The sequence below is a fragment of the Lentzea sp. NPDC005914 genome, from assembly GCF_040629405.1.
Classification (GTDB): domain Bacteria; phylum Actinomycetota; class Actinomycetes; order Mycobacteriales; family Pseudonocardiaceae; genus Lentzea.
On the sequence record NZ_JBEXVQ010000016.1, the window covers coordinates 133,501 to 150,420 of the forward strand.

The following is a 16,920-nucleotide window of genomic DNA, read 5'->3' on the forward strand; positions in this document are numbered from 1 at the left end:
TCAGTCCTCCGGTCGGTATGGGACGGTCGGGGTGGCCCAGACACTGGTCTTCTCGCCCGTGTACCGGCTGGAGCAGGACGTCCACTCGATCAGCCCGGCCACGAAGTCGTTGAGGCCTCTGATGAACTGGCGGATGTCCCGGCGTTTGCCAAGCTCTGATGCGAGCACCGCGTCTGCCGCGCGGTCCGTGCGGGCGTTGGCGTCCTTGAAGAACACGCACGCCTGGGTGATCGCCTCCTCGTAGGTGCAGCCGGTCTCGGCGGCGATCACGGCGACGAGGTTCTCCTGGTCCCCGTCGCGCAGCTCCTTCGGGAACGACAGGACGTCCTGGCAGGCGATCACCCGCTCGACGTCGCACCTGACCAGCTCGATCATGAGGGGATCGGCCAGGGAATCACCGAGGTCGACACCGAGACTGATTTCGACCAGCACGTGATCAATGAGCTGCCCGATCGTGAGTCGGCGCGAAATGAGATAGGTGCCGACGTCCTGGGGAATGTCACCTTGGATTAATTTTCGTTCGTGCTCGGCACATCCTTCGCGATATGCCGAAATGGCGGCGGCCAACCGCGACATCTGTCGCGGTTCGGTGTGCGACGCGAGTCCCGTCCAAATCTCGGCGATCAGCGCATTCCAGTGATCTGCCCAGTCGTCATCCCGTTCCGTCATCGTCGCGCAGATGCCCGCGAACTCCCGCAGCGTCCTCTTGTCGCAGGCAGGAAACGCCACGGAGGCCAGGTAGGCGTAATCTTTGGCCACAAATGAACCGTACGACTCGGTGGTCCGATGGGGCCCGTGCGCGTCCATCCACCTGTGGAAACAGTTCCTGACCTCGATGTAGTGAGGGCTCTGTCGAACGGGGTACGAACGATCCAAGACCGGCATTTCCATGCGCAGCATCCATCCGATCCGGCAGCGTGGGGACTTCGAGGGTAAATGCGCGAACCTTCGCGGGTAAACGACGTCGTCTCAAATCGAAGAGTTCGTTGACAACGCACTGACCCGATCCCTCATCATTACCGCATGACCACCGCGCCTATTTTCACCGCGACCGCCGCACGCGCCGAACTGATCGCGCTGCTGCGCGAGGTCGAGGTGGGCCTGGCCGACCACCTCGCCCTGGAGGCCGTCCGCCGAGCCGACCCCGACCCCCGCGGCGCCCTGCCCGTTATGGACATCGCGTCCCTGGTGCGCGCCGGCGGCAAGAGACTCCGGCCACTGTTCTGTCTCGCCGGGTTCCTCGCCGCGGGTGGTGACCCGGGAGCCTCGCCGATACCCGCCGCCATGGCCGTGGAGCTGCTGCACATCGGCGCGTTGATCCACGACGACGTGATGGACGACTCGGACCTTCGTCGTGGCTCGCTGACCGTGCACGCCAGGCATGCGTTGGAGCACAAGCAAAACAGCTGGCGCGGCGAGTCACGCCGCTACGGCGAAGCTCTCGCAATCCTGGCGGGCGACCTGGCCTGGACCTACGCCGACGGCCTGATAGCGGACTACGGCGCCGCGGTCGCCCGCGAGTGGTGCGAGATGCGCACGGAACTGTGCAGCGGCCAGGCACTCGACGTGATCGCGGCCGCAGAGTTCGCCGCGGATCCCGTGCTGGCACGGCACATCGCGGTCGTGAAGTCCGGCCGCTACACGATCCAGCGCCCGCTGACCCTGGGCGCGCTGATCGCCGGGCGCGCCGACCTGGCGTCGGTGTTCGCGATCTACGGCGAGGCGCTGGGGGAGGCGTTCCAGCTGCGCGACGACCTGATCGACGCGTTCGGAACCAGCAGCGTGAGCGGCAAGCCCGCCGGTCTGGACTTCCAGCAGCACAAGATGACGCTGCTGATCTCATTGGCCATGCGGCACGACGCGGAGGTGCGCGCGCTCGTCGAACAGGGTGCGTTCGACGAGCTGCGCTACCACCTGGTGACCTCCGGCGCGCTGGGCACCGTGGAGGACCACATCGCGGACCTGGTGCGGACCGCGCGGACCGCGATCGGCGAGGCCCCGATCAGCGACGAGTGGCGCGACGAGCTCTGCGCGCTCGCCGCGCGGGTCGCCTACCGGGACCGGTAGCTCACCACTCCAGCGAGCCGCCGTTCTGGTACTCGATCACGCGGGTCTCGAAGAAGTTCTTCTCCTTCTTGAGGTCCATCATCTCGGACATCCACGGGAACGGGTTCTCCGTCACTTCCCACACCGGCTCCAAGCCGAGCTGCGCGCACCGGCGGTTGGTGATGAACCGCATGTACTGCTCGCAGGAGTCGGCGTTGAGGCCGAGGATGCCGCCGGGCATGGTGTCGCGGCCGTACGCGATCTCCAGCTCGCAGCCCTCGGCGAGCATCGTGCGCACCTCCTTCTGGAACACGTCGTTCCACAGGTGCGGGTTCTCGAGCTTGATCTGGTTGATGGCGTCGATGCCGAAGTTCAGGTGGATCGACTCGTCGCGCAGGATGTACTGGTACTGCTCGGCGATGCCGACCATCTTGTTGCGCCGGCCCAGCGACAGGATCTGCGCGAAGCCCGTGTAGAACCACATGCCCTCGAAGACCACGTAGAACGCGACGAGGTCCTTGAGGAACGCCTGGTCCTTGTCCGGCGTGCCGGTCCTGAACTCCGGGTCCTCCAGGTGCTGCGTGAACTGCAGTGCCCAGGCGGCCTTGTCGGTGATGGACGGGATCTCGCGGTACATGTTGAACAGTTCGCCCTCGTCCAGGCCGAGCGAGGTGCAGATGTACTGGAACGTGTGAGTGTGCACGGCCTCCTCGAAGGCCTGGCGCAGCAGGTACTGGCGGCACTCGGGGTTGGTGAGGTGCCGGTACACCGCGAGCACGATGTTGTTGGCCACCAACGACTCGCTCGTCGCGAAGAAGCCGAGGTTGCGCTTGATCATGCGGCGCTCTTCTTCGGTGAGGCCGTCCTTCGATTTCCAGAGCGAGATGTCGGCCTGCATCGAGACCTCGGTCGGCATCCAGTGGTTGTTGCAGCCGTTGAGGTACTTGTCCCACGCCCAGTGGTACTTGAGCGGCAGCAGCTGGTTGACGTCGGCGCGGCAGTTGATCATCGCCTTGTCGTCGACACTGACGCGCGCGGCGCCTGCTTCGATGCCCATTACTGACAAGCCTCACATTCGGGGTCGGTCACGGCGCAGGCGTTGGGGGAGACGGCGTTGAGCTTGCCGTCGGTGCCCTGCAGCGTGGACTTCTCCACGTGCGTGGCGCTCTGCGTCCGCAGGTAGTAGGTGGTCTTGAGGCCGCGCAGCCACGCCAGCTGGTACAGCTCGTCGAGCTTGCGGCCACTCGGCGCGGCCAGGTAGAGGTTCAGCGACTGCGCCTGGTCGATCCACTTCTGCCGGCGCGAACCCGCCTCGATCAGCCACGAGCTGTCGACCTCGAACGCCGTGGCGTACAGGGCCTTGAGGTACGGCGGCACCCGGTCGATCGCGCCGAGGCTGCCGTCGTGCAGCTTCAGGTCCGAGATCATCTGCTCGCCCCACAGCTTGCGCTGCTTGAGCGCCCGCACCAGGTCCGGGTTGGTCACGGTGAAGTCGCCGGACATGTTCGACTTCACGTACAGGTTGCGGTACAGCGGCTCGATCGACTGGTTCACGCCGGTGATGTTCGCGATGGTGGCGGTCGGCGCGATGGCCATGACGTTCGAGTTCCGCATGCCCGCGCGGGCCTTCTCGCGCACGACGTCCCAGTCCATCGTGGACCCGCGGTTCTGCTCCAGCTCACCCTCCGCGCGTGTGCCCGCGAGGATCTCCACGGAGTCGATCGGCAGGATCCCCTTGCTCCACAAGGATCCCTCGAACGACTGGTACGCGCCGCGTTCCTGTGCCAGCTCAGCCGACGCGGTGATCGCGTAGTAGCTGATCTCCTCCATGCTGCGGTCGGCGAACTCGACGGCTTCCGTGCTGGCCATCGGCGTGCCGAGCGTGAACAGCGCGTCCTGGAACCCCATCAGGCCGAGACCGACCGGTCGGTGCCGGAGGTTGGAGTTCCGCGCCTCGGGGATCGTGTAGTAGTTCACGTCGATCACGTTGTCGAGCATGCGAACCGCCGTGCGCACGGTCTTCTCGAGCCGCGCGTGGTCGATGCCGTCCGCGGTGACGTGCCGCGCGAGGTTGACCGAGCCCAGGTTGCAGACCGCGACCTCGTCGACCGTCGTGTTCAGGGTGATCTCGGTGCACAGGTTCGACGAGTGCACGACACCGCTGTGCTGCTGCGGCGAACGCAGGTTGCACGGGTCCTTGAACGTGATCCACGGGTGCCCGGTCTCGAACAGCATGGTCAGCATGCGCCGCCACAGGTCGACGGCCTGCACCCGGCGGAAGACCTTGATCTCGCCGTTGTCGGCCATCTCCTCGTACGCCCGGTACTTGGCCGCGAACTCGTCCCCGAACGCGTCGTGCAGGTCCGGCACTTCGTCGGGCGAGAACAACGTCCACTGGTCGTTCGCGCGGACCCGGCGGATGAACTCGTCCGGCACCCAGTTCGCGGTGTTCATGTCGTGCGTGCGGCGCCGCTCGTCACCGGTGTTCTTGCGCAGGTCGAGGAACTCCTCGACGTCGATGTGCCACGTCTCGAGGTACGCGCACACGGCGCCCTTGCGCTTGCCCCCCTGATTCACGGCTACCGCGGTGTCGTTGGCGACCTTGAGGAACGGCACGACACCCTGCGACTTGCCGTTGGTGCCCTTGATGTGCGCGCCGATGCCGCGCACGGGCGTCCAGTCGTTGCCGAGACCGCCGGCGAACTTGCTGAGCAGCGCGTTGTTGCTGATGCCGTGGAAGATCGAGGCGAGATCGTCGTCCACCGTGGTCAGGAAGCACGACGACAGCTGCGGGCGAGTGGTGCCCGAGTTGAACAGCGTCGGTGTCGAGCACATGAAGTCGAACGACGAGAGCAGCTCGTAGAACTCGATCGCGCGGGCGTCGCGATCGTCCTCCTCCAGCGCCAGGCCCATGGCGACGCGCAGGAAGAACGCCTGGGGCAGCTCGTAACGGCGGCCGTCGTGGTGCAGGAAGTAGCGGTCGTAGAGGGTCTGCATGCCCAGGAACTGGAAGTTCAGGTCACGCGACGCGTCCAGCGCCGAACCGAGCTTGACCAGGTCGAAGTCCGCCAGGCGCGGGTCGAGTTGGCCGCAGTCGATGCCGTAGCCGATGAACTCGGCGAAGTACGCCGGGTAGCGCTCGGTCATCTCGGCGTGCGACAAGGGAACGCCGCAGGCCTCGGCGCGCAGCTTGTCCAGCAGCAACCGCGCGCTGACGTACGAGTAGTCCGGGTCGTGTTCGACCATCGTGCGGGCGGCCATGATCGGCGCCAGCGCGAGCTCGGCGTCGGTGATGCCGGCGTAGAGATTCCGCTTGGTCTCGGCCAGAACCGCCTCGGCCGACGCGTTCGGCAGGTCTGCACAGGCTTCGTTGATGACCACTGAAAGGCGGTCGGGCACGCTCTCTCCTCGCGAGCCGGCCCGAGGAAACGCATGCGCACGCCAGCGAGGACACCACTGATGCACACAGCAGCCCTCCCTCGGGGCACCGTGTCGTGCGCGCAGGTTTGCGCGCACACCAGTGGCAGGTCTTCGGACTCGTGGGCAGACCGCAAAGACTCCTACCGGCCGTCGCTTCCCAGGTCCGGAGACCCAGTGCTTCGTTGACGGCTTTCGTTCCCACTCACCGCTGCGGGGCAGTCCCGGATTCTCACCGGGTTCCCTCTTGCCTCACCGGGCCCGTTGCTCCGGGCCGGTGAACCACCAGCGCGGCAGATACTACATGTGGTGGTGGGGTCTGGATCACCACCCAACATGCGCGTGTCGCGGGCTATGGTCATCAACGTGGGTGATCTTCGGCCGCGGGTCGTCATCGGTGCTCTGGTCAGTGCGGGGCTCGCTTCGGCGTCCCTCGGGATCGGTGCCGCAGCGCCCGTGACGGCCGGTGTTCTGGCGGTGGCGGTGGCGCTGGTGATGATCACCACCCGGCGATCAGGGTCACCCCGAGACTGATCATCACGGCCGCGATCACGCCGTCCAGCACCCGCCACGCGCGGGGCTTCGCGAACAGCGGGCTGAGCAGGCGGGCGCCGAAGCCGAGCGCGACGAACCACGTGACGCTCGCCGTCACCGCGCCGACCCCGAAGAGCCACCGCCCGGCCGCGATCGAGCCGAGCAGCAGCAGGGTGTCCAGGTAGACGTGCGGGTTGAGCCACGTCAGCGCGAGTGCCGTGAGCACGGGCCTGGCGCTGTCGCCGCCGGCCCGCAGCGACTGCGGGTGCAACGCCCGCCGCGCCGCCAGAAACCCGTATCCCAGCAGGAAAAGCCCGCCGACGACGGCAGCGACGGTGACGGCGCGCGGGAACATCTTCACGATCGCCCCGAACCCGGCGACGCCCACCGCCACGAGGATGGCGTCCGAGAGGGCGCACACGGCGACGACCCTGGCCACGGCCTGACGCCGGAGTCCTTGGCGCAGCACGAAAGCGTTCTGCGCGCCGATCGCGACGATCAGGGTCATCATGGTGCCGAAGCCGAGCAGCAGGTCAGTCACGCCCACGACGGTATTGACGCGGTCTTGATGAGACCAGCTAAAGATTCTTACGTACCATTAGCCGCTGTGATGGACCTGGACCTGGTGCGCACGCTGCTCGCGGTCGTCGACGCGGGCACGTTCGACGCGGCTGCCGCAAATCTGCACGTCACTCCTTCCGCTGTCTCGCAACGGATCAAGGCCCTGGAGCAACGGACAGGTCGCGTGCTGCTGGTGCGGGCGCGGCCGGTGCGGTTGACACCATCGGGGGAGGTGCTCGTCCGCTACGGTCGGCAACTGCTCGCTCTGGATCAGGACCTCGACGCGGCCCTCGGCGAGGACGCCGTCGTACGGGTGCCGATCGCGGTCAACGCCGACTCGCTCGCCACCTGGTTCCTGCCCGCGCTGCAACGGGTCTCGCCGGAGCTCAAGATCTCGTTCGACCTCCACCGCGAGGACCAGGACCACACGACCGCCCTGCTGCGACAGGGTGTGGTGATGGCGGCCGTGACGTCCTCGCGCGAGCCGGTCGCGGGCTGCTCGGTGCGCAAGCTGGGCAGCATCCGTTACGCCGCAATGGCCACACAGTCCTTTGTGGACCGATACGCGGACGGCCCGGTCAAGTCGTGGCTGCCGGACGCGCCGGTCGTGGTGTTCGACCGCAACGACGACCTGCAGGACCGGTTCGTGCGCACGCTGACCCGCGGCCGTGGCGCGTCCGACCACCGCCACTACGTCCCGTCGTCGGAGGTGTACGTGCGGGCGATCGTGGCGGGCCTCGGGTGGGGGATGGTGCCGCCGCAACAGCTGCAGGAAGGCCTGGTCGACCTCGCGCCCGGCCGGACGGTCGACATCCCGCTGTACTGGCAGCAGTGGAAGCTCGACTCCCCGGCGCTGACGGCGGTGGCCGACGCGGTGGAACAGGAAGCGGCGCGGGCGCTGAGGTAGGAGTCACCTGTCGGGAAGCTGGGAGCAACCTGTCGGCTTGCTGAATCCAGGAACCCCGGAGGTTCACCCCGGCGTTGACCGTTGTGTGCTGATTCCTCGACTAGCCGCCACCGGCGGTTCACTCGCCGTCGTCGCCACGGTGGCCATGGTCGGCCTGCTCGACCTGACCGTAGGCCCGCTGCGCCGCACGATCAGCGAGTACGCGCTGGGCGACCACCGCGCCGTCTTCGACACCGCCGTGCTGCTGCTGGCGATCGGGTCGCTCGCGATCCTCGCCGCGCTCGTCCACAAGGGACTGACGAGATGGCGGTCCGCGGGCTCGATCGCGCTGGTCCTGTGGTCGGTGGGCCTGCTGCTCGTGGTCGCGTTCCCCAAGACGAACTGGGCGATGGGCACCAACGAGCTCAGCGGCAGCATCCACCGGTTCGGCAGCATGATCGCGTTCGTCAGCCTGCCGGTCGCGGTGATCCTGCTGGCCCGGCCGTGGCTCCGGGACCACGTGTGGGGCCGGCACGCGAAAGTCGCGATGGCGTCCGGTGTGGTCAGCGTTGTCGCGTTCATGCCCATCCTCTACGCCATTGTGATGGGCGCGGCCTCCGGCGTTCGGTGGTGGCGCGTGTTCCCGTTGGGCTACATCGAGAGGATCTTGCTCGCCGCGGAGGTCGGCGCCGTGCTGGTCGTCGGGCTGTGGGCGATCGCGGCAAGTAGGGTTGCGCCATGGCGAGTTGGGGAGACCTCGCGGATTACGTCCGCGCCGAGTACGACGTCATCCACGACGAGGACGAGGAGCTGAGGATCCTCTTCACCTTCGGTGACGATGATGAGGGCGATGACGAGCGCACGCAGGTCGTGATCGTCGTCCGGGAAGTGCTCGACAAGATGCACGAATGGGTGCAGATCGCGTCCCCCTGCGGCCTCGCGAAGGACGTGAACCTCCGCGAGGTGCTGGAGGAGGTCGGCAGGTCCACCGTCGCGTGCGGCCTCGCGATCATGGGGGAGCACGTCGTGGTGCGGCACTCGCTGCCGCTGGCGGACCTCGACATCCACGAGTTCACCGACCCGCTGCAGCTGCTCGCCGGCACGGCGGACACGCTCGAGGAACAGTTCTGGGGAGGAGACGGCTACTGATGTTCGACTTATCGCCTGCGGCCGATCAGCTCGCGGGGTTGGTGCGCACCGTGACGGACGGGGACCTGAAGGCCCCGACCCCGTGTCCCGACTACATGGTCGGCGACCTGCTCGACCACATCAACGGCCTGTCGGTGGCGTTCACCATGGCCGCGCTGAAGACCCCGCTCGACGGGACGGCCGCGGGAGACGCGTCCCGCCTGCCTTTGGACTTCCGCGAGGCGATTCCCGCACGGCTGGGCGAGCTCGCCGAGGCCTGGCGGGCGAAGGACGCGTGGGAGGGCATGACCAGGGCGGGCGGCGTCGACCTGCCCGGCGAGGTGGCGGGTGCCGTGGCGCTGGACGAGCTCGTGCTGCACGGCTGGGACCTCGCTCGCGCGACAGGGCAGCCGTTCGAGGTCGACGAGAACCTGCTCGAGGTCGTCCACGGGTTCGTGTCGTCGATCGGCCCGGACGATCGGGACGGCTCGTTGTTCGGTGCGGCGGTCGACGTCGGCCCGGACGCGCCTCTGCTCGACCGTGTCCTAGGACTCAGTGGGCGCGATCCCTCGTGGAGCCTGGGTTAGGGTCTCCTAACATGAGAGCGATTACGGTGCAGGTTCGGGCCGGCCTGGGCGTGGGACGCCTGGCCGCCGCGGTGGACTCCCTCGTGGAGCTGCATCCCGAACTGCGTCGTTCCGGCTTCGCGCACGTCGAGGTCGTGGACCCCGCCGCCGCCACGGACGTCGCACTGGCGCGGGCGGAGGCGGGGCTCGACCTCCAGACGGGTGTTCTGATGCAGGCCGTGTGGCTGGACGCGGGACCGCGGCAGTCCGGCCGGATGATCGTGGTGCTGCACGACGTCGTGGCCGACCGGATGCCGCGGATCCTGCCGTGGCTGGTGCGGGCCTGGAAGCAGCCCGCCCTCGTCAGCTGACGCCCGTCATGCCTGCCTGCCCGCTATGCCTTTTGGGCGACGAACACGTACTCGCGGCCCGGCCGATCGGGCGCGTCCCGCACGTCCACGACCTTGAAGCCGCAGCGAACCAGGGTCTGCTCGACCTCCGCGCGCGAGCGGAACCGCAGGGTCGAGTCCGACGCGATCGCCGAACCGTCCGGGAAGCTGTAGGTGTGGCGGAACGAGACGAACGGCATGCTCACGTCGAGCAGTTCGAGCTGCTCCCGAACCCCGACCAGCACCCGCGGCTTCGCACGCGCCCAGTCCTCCCAGGCCCGCCGCTCCGGCCGCCGGGTCTCGAACACGAAGTGCCCGCCGGGCCGCAGCGCGGCACGGACACCCCGCAGCGTGGCCTCCCAGTCGTCACCGAGGAACACCTGGGCCACGTTCCCGGTCATCGTCGCGAGATCGACCGACAACGGGGGAAGTGAGGTCGCGTCCCCGTGGATCCAGGTGACGCGGGAGTCCTTGGCACGGGCGATCTCGAGCGACGCGAGCGCCGGGTCCACCCCGACGACCGATCGTCCGGACGAGGCCAGCAGCACCGCGAGGGAACCGGTTCCGCACCCGATGTCGAGCACACTCGTCGCCTCCACCTCGGCGGCGATCCCGAGATACAGGTCCAGGTCCACGCGCGGCCCGTCGAAGGCGTCGTAGATCCGAGCCAGTCGTGGGTCGGCGAAAATCGCATCAGGCATGCCACATCCTAGGCCCGACGACGTACGGCATCAGCAACTCGATCACCTCGCGGTCCGGACGCCCGTTCAGTTCTTCCTCGGCGACGCGGCGGGCGATCCCCGCGAGGAAGTCGGCGACCTGCACGCGCGCGTCGAACTGGGAGTCCACCAAAGTGAGGCTTTTCAGTCGCGGGGCCAGCTTCTTGAGCTGCCGGATCCGGCCGTCGGTCAGCGACAGCTGCTGGTCGTGCACGATCGACACCGGGCCGCCCCACTGCGCGACGGCCCTCAGGATCGCCGGGAACAGCGGGTCCAGCGTGCCGCGCTGGCCGCGGGCGCGCAGCAGGTCGTTGTAGTGCTCCAGCGGCCCCGAGACGGCACCGAACTCCGCGCGCACCCGTGAGGCCAGGAACCGCCGCTTGTCGACGAGCTGCACTCGCGCCTTGTCCGCCAACGGGCCGGTGGGGCCGAGGAACCACAGCAGCACCCACCGGTTCTTCGCGCGCAGCAGGTGGTTCGCCTTGTACTCGAGCGCGGGCGACTTGATCATCTCCCGCAGCGACGCGACGCAGGTGGAAGCCTCGTCCTCGGACATCCGCACACCGGCGTGCGCGAAGACCGCCGTGACCCCGCCGACGAGCTTCTCGCCCTCGGATCCCGACTCGTCGCAGGCGATCTCCATCAGGACATCCGGAACACGGGCCCACGAGCGCGGAACGGCAGGTGCGCGCCGGCGGGGATCAGGAACGCGTGCTCGCGCCGGATCCGCAGCACGTCGCACCCGCCGTCGGTGATGACCAGGATCGGCCCGGCGGAGGGGAAGTCGGGGGCGCGTTCGAGCAGGTCGACGCCGGGCTGCAGCACCGTGCCGCCGCGCCCGCGCACCTTCATGCGGCCCGCGATGTCCTCGACGGGCACGTATCCGGCGTCATATGCCATCGCGTCACAGAAAACCACGCGTGCGGCGGGCACGTCACGTGCCGCGGCATAGGAAGCGATCGCGCCCACGGCCTTGCCCAGCAACTTGGGATCCATCGAGCCGGACGTGTCGAGCACGACCCCGAACGTGGGCCGCGACTCCAGGCTCTCGGGCCGCACCCACCCCGGTCGCGGAATGTCCGGAGTGGACGCTTGCCGCCGTGACGCGCGGGCGTAGGTCCGGTGCTTTTCCGCGGCGGGAACGAATTCCTCGAACCAGCGCGCCAGCTGGGCGTCCCACGACAGCGGCGGGTGCTCCAGCGCGCGGATCTCCTCGACGAGCCCGGCGGGCAGCAGGCCACGCGACACCGTGTGATAACTCAGCCCGGTCAGCAGGGCACGGCGGTAGAACTCGTCCAGATCCGTGATGTCCGAGGGGCCTTTCAACGGTGCGCCGAGCAAGTCGCCGTTGTGGTGGCCGCGCAACGTCAGCAGCTTCCGGTACCGCCGCAGATCCGTGGTGATCTGGTCGTAGACCGACTCCGCCGACAACCCGCGCAACGACTGGTCGTGCAGCACGCCCTCCGGTGGGGAACCGACGCCCATCTCGATCAGCCAGCCGTTGACCACGTAGTCCGCGGCGATGTTCCACAGGTACTCGTCGCGCCCGCCGACCCGGTCGCAGTGGCGCAACGCGGCGTGCAGCATCTCGTGCGCGAGAACGAACCGCCACTCGTCGCGCTTCAGGCCGGCGAGCGGGTTGACGTAGATCTCGGCCGACGCCGTGGAGACCGCCGCGATCGAGATGTCCCAGCCCCGCGCCAGTTCCGCGTCCGCCACCACCGTCATCGACGACGCCAGCGCGCCCAGCAGCGGATAGTTCGACACGAACCAGCTCAACGCGAGGTCCCACTCGGTCCTGGCGGGCCGTTTGTCGGTCAGCGACGAGCGCGCGCCGCCCGCCACGTCGATCGCGGCCACGGCGGCGTTGGAGAGCCCGGTGGCGAACCGTTGCGCCCACTTCTCCGGTTCCCTCGACTCCCCGCCGCGCACGCACCTCCCCGGCCGCCACGACGCGGGCTGCCTGCCGAACCTCAGCGCGGGCTGGAAGTCGAGCACCTCGTCGCAGGAGTGCGTGCCGAAACCGACGTGCAGCAGGCAGTGCGCGAAGACCCAAATCCACTCGGCCTCGTCGGCTTGTCGCTTCGGGTGCGCGTACAGGCTGCCGTCCAGTGAGATGTCGGCCCAGTCGTGGTCGGAGCGGCGGTAGAAGTAGACGCCCAGCGCGGCGAACAGCGGGTGGTTCGCGACCTGCCGGTGGGCGGCGTCGTACGCCGCCGCACCGGGGTCGATCTTGTTGCGCGAGCTCATGCCCGTGCCGCGACGAGCCGCGGCAGGTCACGGGTGACCTCGACGAGGAACCACGCGGGCAGCACGGGGTTGCCGTCGTCGTCGGCCGCGATCACCATCTGCGCGATCTCCAGCGACAGCTCGGCCAGCTCCAGCAGCAGCGCCTTGCCGCGGTGCGCGAGCTGCTTGCCCGCCGCCGGTGCGTGCGCCTTGTCGTGCGGCAGTTCCTTCACCAGCCGGGTGCGGAACGCCTCGGCGAGGAAGTAGAGCAGGTCGCGGTCTTTGGGCTCACCGGGCCAGCGAACGTCCCCGCGCAGCACGGCTTCCAGCCCGTACGCGTGCTTCACGGTCTTCACGAACGCCTTGAACATCGAGGCGTGGTTCGCGGTGACCGTGCCGAACGCGAGCACGCCGAGGATGTCCTCGGAGATGTCGTCGCCGAACGAGTGCAGCGCGTCGGACAGCATGTGCCAGCCCCGCGGCGTGGAGAACGTCTCCTCGACCTTCGGCGCCGCGCTCCACAGGTGGTCCGGGCGCTGCGTGAGGTACTCGAGCACCCACGGGTGGATGCCGTTCTCGCGCGCCCACCCCAGCCAGTCCTTCGCCGACGCGGTGAGGTGCACGTGGATCATGCGGTTCACGAGCGCGGACGCCATCGGGCGCGCCAACGCGTTGTCGACTGCCCGGTTGCCCGCGCCGATCACGATGGAGCCCTTCGGCAGCTCGTAGGAGCCGATGCGCCGGTCGAGGATCAGCGAGTAGAACGCCTTCTGCACCTCCGGGCTGCTGGCGTTGAGCTCGTCGAGGAAGAGGCAGTACGGGTCGTGGCGGGCGATGGACTCGGGCGGGGCGAACCGGGACCTGCCACCGACCAGTTCCGGAACACCGATGAGGTCCTCCGGCGCGAGCTGGGTGCCCAGCAGCGTGACGCACTCCAGGCCCAGCTCGGCCGCGAACTTGCGGACGAGCGAGGACTTGCCGATACCCGGTGCTCCCCAGAGGAAGACCGGCCGGACGACGGCGACGTGCAGCAGCACCTCAGGAAGCTGAGCTGGTGTCACGGTGACTGTGGATCGCATCAGGCGTGCAGGATGCCGCACCCGACTTGTTCCGGTCGCCCGAATTTATTGACAGGGGCAGTGGTCTAGTGCTGTGATTCAACGCACATCAGATAGGAAACCTTCCTAACTAAATCGCCGCCGCACCCTGCTGTTTCCCCATACACAGGAGGCACCCTGTGGCCAGATCCCTGTTCCTGGTCTTACCGGCAGCACTAGCGCTCGCAGTCCCGGCCGTCGCGGTCGCCGCGCCGGTCCAGTACCAGGCGGAGAGCGCGACGATCTCGAACGGCGTCGTCGAGTCCAACCACGCCGGCTTCACCGGCACCGGTTTCGTCAACTACGACAACGAGGTCGGCAGCTCGGTCGAGTTCACCGTGACCTCGCCGAGCGCGGGCCAGGCGACGCTCACGTTCCGGTTCGCCAACGGCACCACGGCCAACCGCCCGATGGACGTCTCGGTGAACGGCTCGCTGGCGGCGGACGAGCTCTCGTTCCCCGGCACGGGCGCGTGGACCACGTGGCAGACCCGCACCACCACGGTCTCGTTGAACGCAGGCTCCAACACGATCAAGACCGTCGCGACGACGGCGAACGGCGGCCCGAACCTCGACCGCCTCGACGTCGAACCTCCGACGGGCCCGCCGGACACGGTGGCGCCCACGGTTCCCGGCAACCTGCGCTCGACGGGCACCACGGCGTCGTCGGTGTCGCTGGCGTGGGACGCGTCCACGGACAACGTGGGTGTGACCGGGTACGTGCTGTCCAACGGTCAGACCGCGACCGGCACCACGCACACCGTCACGGGCCTCACTCCGGACACCTCTTACACCTTCACCGTGCAGGCACGTGACGCGGCAGGGAACCTCTCCGGCGCGTCGAACTCGATCACCGTGAAGACCACGCCGGGCACGCCCGGCGGCACCAGGCCGCACGACATCAACGGCCTGCTGCGTGTCTGTGGCGTGCAGCTGTGCAACCAGTACAACAAGCCCATCCAGTTGCGCGGCATGAGCACGCACGGCCTGCAGTGGTACGCCCAGTGCATCAAGCCCGCGTCGTGGGACGCACTGGTGGACGACTGGGGCGGCGACTTCATCCGCACCGCGATGTACATCCAGGAAGGCGGGTACGAGACCAACCCGCGCAAGTTCACCGACCTGGTGCACAGCTACATCGAGGAAGCCACCCGGCGCGGCATCTACGTCCTGGTCGACTGGCACCAGCTCTCGCCGGGCGACCCGAACTACAACCTGTCCCGCGCCAAGACGTTCTTCACCGAGATCGCCACGCGGCACAAGGACAAGACCAACATCATCTACGACATCGCGAACGAGCCGAACGAGGTCTCGTGGTCGAAGGTCAAGTCCTACGCCGAGCAGATGATCCCGGTGATCCGCAACATCGACCCGGACAGCCTGATCGTCTCGGGCACGCACGGCTGGTCGACCTTCGGCTTCTCCGACGGCGAGGACGCCTCGGTCGTGCTGAACAACAAGGTCAACGCGACCAACTTCATGTACTCGTTCCACTTCTACGCGAACTCGCACAAGCAGGACTACATCAACGTGCTTGATCGCGTGTCTTCGGCGGTTCCGGTGTTCGTGACCGAGTTCGGCACGCAGACCGCGTCCGGTGACGGTGCGAACGACTTCACGACGTCGCAGAAGTACATCGACCTGATGGCCCGCAAGAAGATCTCCTGGGCCAACTGGAACTTCTCCGACGACAACAGGTCGGGCGCGGTGTTCAAGACCGGCACGTGCTCCGGCAACAACTTCAGCGGCACCGGTGTGCTGAAGCCCGCGGGCGTTTGGGTGCGCGAACGCATGCGCACGCCTGACGATTTCCCGACCAGCTGATGAAACGGGTGTGGCCGCATCAGCGGCCACACCCGCTCACGGCGTTACCGGCCAGGTGTGCACGGGCTCGTTCGCGTGCATCAGTTCCACATAGGACCGGAGCATCGCGCGCAATGCGTCCGCCCGGTCCAGGTGGGTGTGGTCGTAGTGGCGGTGGAACTCCCGCGCCTGCCACGAGGCTCCGTTGACCCCGGCGAGGCAGCGCTGCTCGATCACGCCGAGCAGCCTGTCCCGTTCGGCGGAGTCGACACCCCACCGGATCAGCCCCTCGTGCGCCAGGGGAAGAAGCCTGCGCAGCACCAGCTCGATCACCGGCACGGTGCCCACGCCGGGCCAGTACATCTGCGCGTCCATCCCGTTGCGCGAGGCGGCGTTGAAGTTCTCCTCGGCGGCCTGGAAGCTCATCTGCGACCACAGTGGACGCTCGTCCTCCGCCAGCGCCCGCACCAGCCCGAAGTACAGCGCGGCGTTCGCGAGCGTGTCGACGATCGTGGGCCCGGCCGGCAGCACCCGGTTCTCGACGCGCAGGTGCGGCCTGTCCCGCACCACGTCGTACACGGGCCGGTTCCAGCGGTAGATGGTGCCGTTGTGCAGCTTCAGCTCGCTCAGGCCCGGCGTGTCACCGCGGTCGAGCACGGCCAGCGGGTCCTCTTCGTCGCAGATGGGCAGCAACGCGGGGAAGTACCGGACGTTCTCCTCGAACAGGTCGAAGATCGAGTTGATCCACCGCTCGCCGAACCACACCCGCGGCCGCACGCCCTGCGCCTTGAGCTCGTCGCCGCGGGTGTCGGTGGCCTGCTGGAACAACGCGATGCGGGTCTCGCGCCAGAGCTCCTTGCCGAGGAAGAACGGCGAGTTCGCGCCCACCGCGACCTGCACGCCGGCGATGGCCTGGGCCGCGTTCCAGTAGGCGGGGAACTGCTCCGGCGACACCTGCAGGTGCAGCTGCGTGCTGGTGCAGGCCGCCTCGGGCACGATCGAGCTGGCCGTGAGGTGCAGCCGTTCCACGCCGTCGATGGAGATCTGCAGGTCCTCGCCCCGCGCGGCCAGCACCTGCTCGTTGAGCAGCGCGTACCGCGGGTTGCTCGACAGCTGGTCCGGTGTGACGTGCTTGGTGCGCAGCGTCGGCAGGATGCCGTTGATGACCATGTGCGCGCCGATCTCGCGCGCCTTCTCCTCGGCGGAGTTCAGGCTGCGCCGGACCGTCTCCTCGAACGAGGTGATGCCCCCGCCCGCGAGCCGCCGCGGCGCCACGTTGATCTCGATGTTCCACTGGCCGAGCTCGGTCACGAAGTCCGGGTCGTCGATGACCTCGAGCGCCTCGTGGTTCTTCATCGCGGGGTCGCCCTGCTCGTCGATGAGGTTGATCTCGATCTCGAGACCGGTCATCGGCCTCTCGAAGTCGAACCGCGCCTCACGCAGCATCCGGGCGAACACGTCGAGGCACCGCCGCACCTTGGTGCGGTACCGCGTGCGGTCCTCGCGCGTGAACTCGTGCTTCGCGACGTCCTCGCCCATGGTGCCT

At 68.0% G+C, this 16,920-nt stretch carries 16 protein-coding genes and 1 riboswitch; of the genes, 7 read left to right on the plus strand and 9 right to left on the minus strand.

Annotation, left to right across the window (positions count from 1 at the left end):
* Positions 1-900, minus strand: coding sequence for a hypothetical protein (locus tag ABZ345_RS23440; protein ID WP_359852384.1), 900 nt, complete (start codon positions 898-900; stop codon positions 1-3).
* Between the two features lie 123 nt (positions 901-1,023).
* Here ABZ345_RS23440 and ABZ345_RS23445 point away from each other — a divergent pair, with 123 nt between their 5' ends.
* On the plus strand, positions 1,024-2,067 hold the full coding sequence (locus tag ABZ345_RS23445; RefSeq protein ID WP_359852387.1) for a polyprenyl synthetase family protein: 1,044 nt from the start codon (positions 1,024-1,026) through the stop codon (positions 2,065-2,067).
* Between the two features lies 1 nt (position 2,068).
* On the opposite strand, the gene ABZ345_RS23450 is transcribed toward ABZ345_RS23445, so the two are convergent.
* From ABZ345_RS23450 to ABZ345_RS23460, 3 genes are all read right to left on the minus strand, one after another.
* Complete coding sequence (locus ABZ345_RS23450; protein WP_359852389.1) at positions 2,069-3,103, minus strand: ribonucleotide-diphosphate reductase subunit beta; 1,035 nt, start codon at positions 3,101-3,103, stop codon at positions 2,069-2,071.
* Entirely contained in the window at positions 3,103-5,445 is a 2,343-nt protein-coding gene (locus ABZ345_RS23455; RefSeq protein ID WP_359852392.1) for a ribonucleoside-diphosphate reductase subunit alpha, read from the minus strand. Before ABZ345_RS23455 ends, ABZ345_RS23450 begins: the two co-directional genes overlap by 1 nt.
* A 105-nt stretch (positions 5,446-5,550) precedes the next feature.
* A riboswitch (cobalamin riboswitch) is annotated at positions 5,551-5,765 on the minus strand.
* Between the two features lie 197 nt (positions 5,766-5,962).
* Positions 5,963-6,508: a LysE family transporter gene (locus tag ABZ345_RS23460; RefSeq protein WP_359852586.1), complete on the minus strand. Its 546-nt coding sequence runs from the start codon at positions 6,506-6,508 to the stop codon at positions 5,963-5,965.
* A 99-nt stretch (positions 6,509-6,607) separates the two neighbouring features.
* Here ABZ345_RS23460 and ABZ345_RS23465 point away from each other — a divergent pair, with 99 nt between their 5' ends.
* The 5 genes from ABZ345_RS23465 (at position 6,608) to ABZ345_RS23485 (ending at position 9,509) form a co-directional block, all read left to right on the plus strand.
* Complete coding sequence (locus ABZ345_RS23465) at positions 6,608-7,465, plus strand: LysR family transcriptional regulator ArgP (RefSeq protein ID WP_359852589.1); 858 nt, start codon at positions 6,608-6,610, stop codon at positions 7,463-7,465.
* An 85-nt stretch (positions 7,466-7,550) separates the two neighbouring features.
* Complete coding sequence (locus tag ABZ345_RS23470) at positions 7,551-8,258, plus strand: DUF998 domain-containing protein (protein ID WP_359852395.1); 708 nt, start codon at positions 7,551-7,553, stop codon at positions 8,256-8,258.
* Positions 8,183-8,593, plus strand: a complete 411-nt coding sequence (locus ABZ345_RS23475; RefSeq protein WP_359852398.1) for a hypothetical protein — start codon at positions 8,183-8,185, stop codon at positions 8,591-8,593. Before ABZ345_RS23470 ends, ABZ345_RS23475 begins: the two co-directional genes overlap by 76 nt.
* Positions 8,593-9,159: a TIGR03086 family metal-binding protein gene (locus tag ABZ345_RS23480; RefSeq protein WP_359852401.1), complete on the plus strand. Its 567-nt coding sequence runs from the start codon at positions 8,593-8,595 to the stop codon at positions 9,157-9,159. The genes ABZ345_RS23475 and ABZ345_RS23480 overlap by 1 nt, the downstream gene beginning before the upstream one ends.
* A gap of 11 nt (positions 9,160-9,170) precedes the next feature.
* Positions 9,171-9,509: a hypothetical protein gene (locus tag ABZ345_RS23485; protein ID WP_359852404.1), complete on the plus strand. Its 339-nt coding sequence runs from the start codon at positions 9,171-9,173 to the stop codon at positions 9,507-9,509.
* A gap of 23 nt (positions 9,510-9,532) precedes the next feature.
* Here the strand turns inward: ABZ345_RS23485 and ABZ345_RS23490 are convergent, their stop codons facing one another.
* Genes ABZ345_RS23490 through ABZ345_RS23505 form a run of 4 tightly spaced genes read right to left on the minus strand, consistent with a single transcriptional unit; the run spans position 9,533 to position 13,554 of the window.
* Positions 9,533-10,228 carry a class I SAM-dependent methyltransferase gene (locus ABZ345_RS23490; RefSeq protein ID WP_359852407.1) on the minus strand — a complete coding sequence of 232 codons (696 nt, stop codon included), beginning with the start codon at positions 10,226-10,228 and terminating at the stop codon, positions 9,533-9,535.
* The gene (locus tag ABZ345_RS23495) at positions 10,221-10,889 is read right to left on the minus strand and encodes an NAD-dependent protein deacetylase of SIR2 family (protein WP_359852410.1); all 669 of its coding nucleotides are present in this window, start codon (positions 10,887-10,889) and stop codon (positions 10,221-10,223) included. Before ABZ345_RS23495 ends, ABZ345_RS23490 begins: the two co-directional genes overlap by 8 nt.
* On the minus strand, positions 10,889-12,496 hold the full coding sequence (locus ABZ345_RS23500) for a hypothetical protein (protein WP_359852413.1): 1,608 nt from the start codon (positions 12,494-12,496) through the stop codon (positions 10,889-10,891). The genes ABZ345_RS23495 and ABZ345_RS23500 overlap by 1 nt, the downstream gene beginning before the upstream one ends.
* Entirely contained in the window at positions 12,493-13,554 is a 1,062-nt protein-coding gene (locus tag ABZ345_RS23505; protein ID WP_359852416.1) for a MoxR family ATPase, read from the minus strand. The genes ABZ345_RS23500 and ABZ345_RS23505 overlap by 4 nt, the downstream gene beginning before the upstream one ends.
* A 158-nt stretch (positions 13,555-13,712) precedes the next feature.
* Between ABZ345_RS23505 and ABZ345_RS23510 the strand changes: the two genes are divergently transcribed.
* On the plus strand, positions 13,713-15,395 hold the full coding sequence (locus tag ABZ345_RS23510) for a cellulase family glycosylhydrolase (RefSeq protein WP_359852418.1): 1,683 nt from the start codon (positions 13,713-13,715) through the stop codon (positions 15,393-15,395).
* A gap of 36 nt (positions 15,396-15,431) precedes the next feature.
* Here ABZ345_RS23510 and ABZ345_RS23515 read toward each other — a convergent pair whose 3' ends face one another.
* Complete coding sequence (locus tag ABZ345_RS23515; RefSeq protein ID WP_359852421.1) at positions 15,432-16,913, minus strand: glutamate--cysteine ligase; 1,482 nt, start codon at positions 16,911-16,913, stop codon at positions 15,432-15,434.
* Between the last annotated feature and the right edge of the window lie 7 nt (positions 16,914-16,920).

What these genes read in the sequence shown, in the direction of transcription:
- ABZ345_RS23440 (WP_359852384.1), bottom strand. Translation starts at nt 900, where the DNA reads ATGCTGCGCATGGAAATGCCGGTCTTGGATCGTTCGTACCCCGTTCGA.
- ABZ345_RS23445 (WP_359852387.1), top strand. Translation starts at nt 1,024, where the DNA reads ATGACCACCGCGCCTATTTTCACCGCGACCGCCGCACGCGCCGAACTG.
- ABZ345_RS23450 (WP_359852389.1), bottom strand. Translation starts at nt 3,103, where the DNA reads ATGGGCATCGAAGCAGGCGCCGCGCGCGTCAGTGTCGACGACAAGGCG.
- ABZ345_RS23460 (WP_359852586.1), bottom strand. Translation starts at nt 6,508, where the DNA reads ATGATGACCCTGATCGTCGCGATCGGCGCGCAGAACGCTTTCGTGCTG.
- ABZ345_RS23465 (WP_359852589.1), top strand. Translation starts at nt 6,608, where the DNA reads ATGGACCTGGACCTGGTGCGCACGCTGCTCGCGGTCGTCGACGCGGGC.
- ABZ345_RS23475 (WP_359852398.1), top strand. Translation starts at nt 8,183, where the DNA reads ATGGCGAGTTGGGGAGACCTCGCGGATTACGTCCGCGCCGAGTACGAC.
- ABZ345_RS23480 (WP_359852401.1), top strand. Translation starts at nt 8,593, where the DNA reads ATGTTCGACTTATCGCCTGCGGCCGATCAGCTCGCGGGGTTGGTGCGC.
- ABZ345_RS23485 (WP_359852404.1), top strand. Translation starts at nt 9,171, where the DNA reads ATGAGAGCGATTACGGTGCAGGTTCGGGCCGGCCTGGGCGTGGGACGC.
- ABZ345_RS23490 (WP_359852407.1), bottom strand. Translation starts at nt 10,228, where the DNA reads ATGCCTGATGCGATTTTCGCCGACCCACGACTGGCTCGGATCTACGAC.
- ABZ345_RS23495 (WP_359852410.1), bottom strand. Translation starts at nt 10,889, where the DNA reads ATGGAGATCGCCTGCGACGAGTCGGGATCCGAGGGCGAGAAGCTCGTC.
- ABZ345_RS23500 (WP_359852413.1), bottom strand. Translation starts at nt 12,496, where the DNA reads ATGAGCTCGCGCAACAAGATCGACCCCGGTGCGGCGGCGTACGACGCC.
- ABZ345_RS23505 (WP_359852416.1), bottom strand. Translation starts at nt 13,554, where the DNA reads ATGCGATCCACAGTCACCGTGACACCAGCTCAGCTTCCTGAGGTGCTG.
- ABZ345_RS23515 (WP_359852421.1), bottom strand. Translation starts at nt 16,913, where the DNA reads ATGGGCGAGGACGTCGCGAAGCACGAGTTCACGCGCGAGGACCGCACG.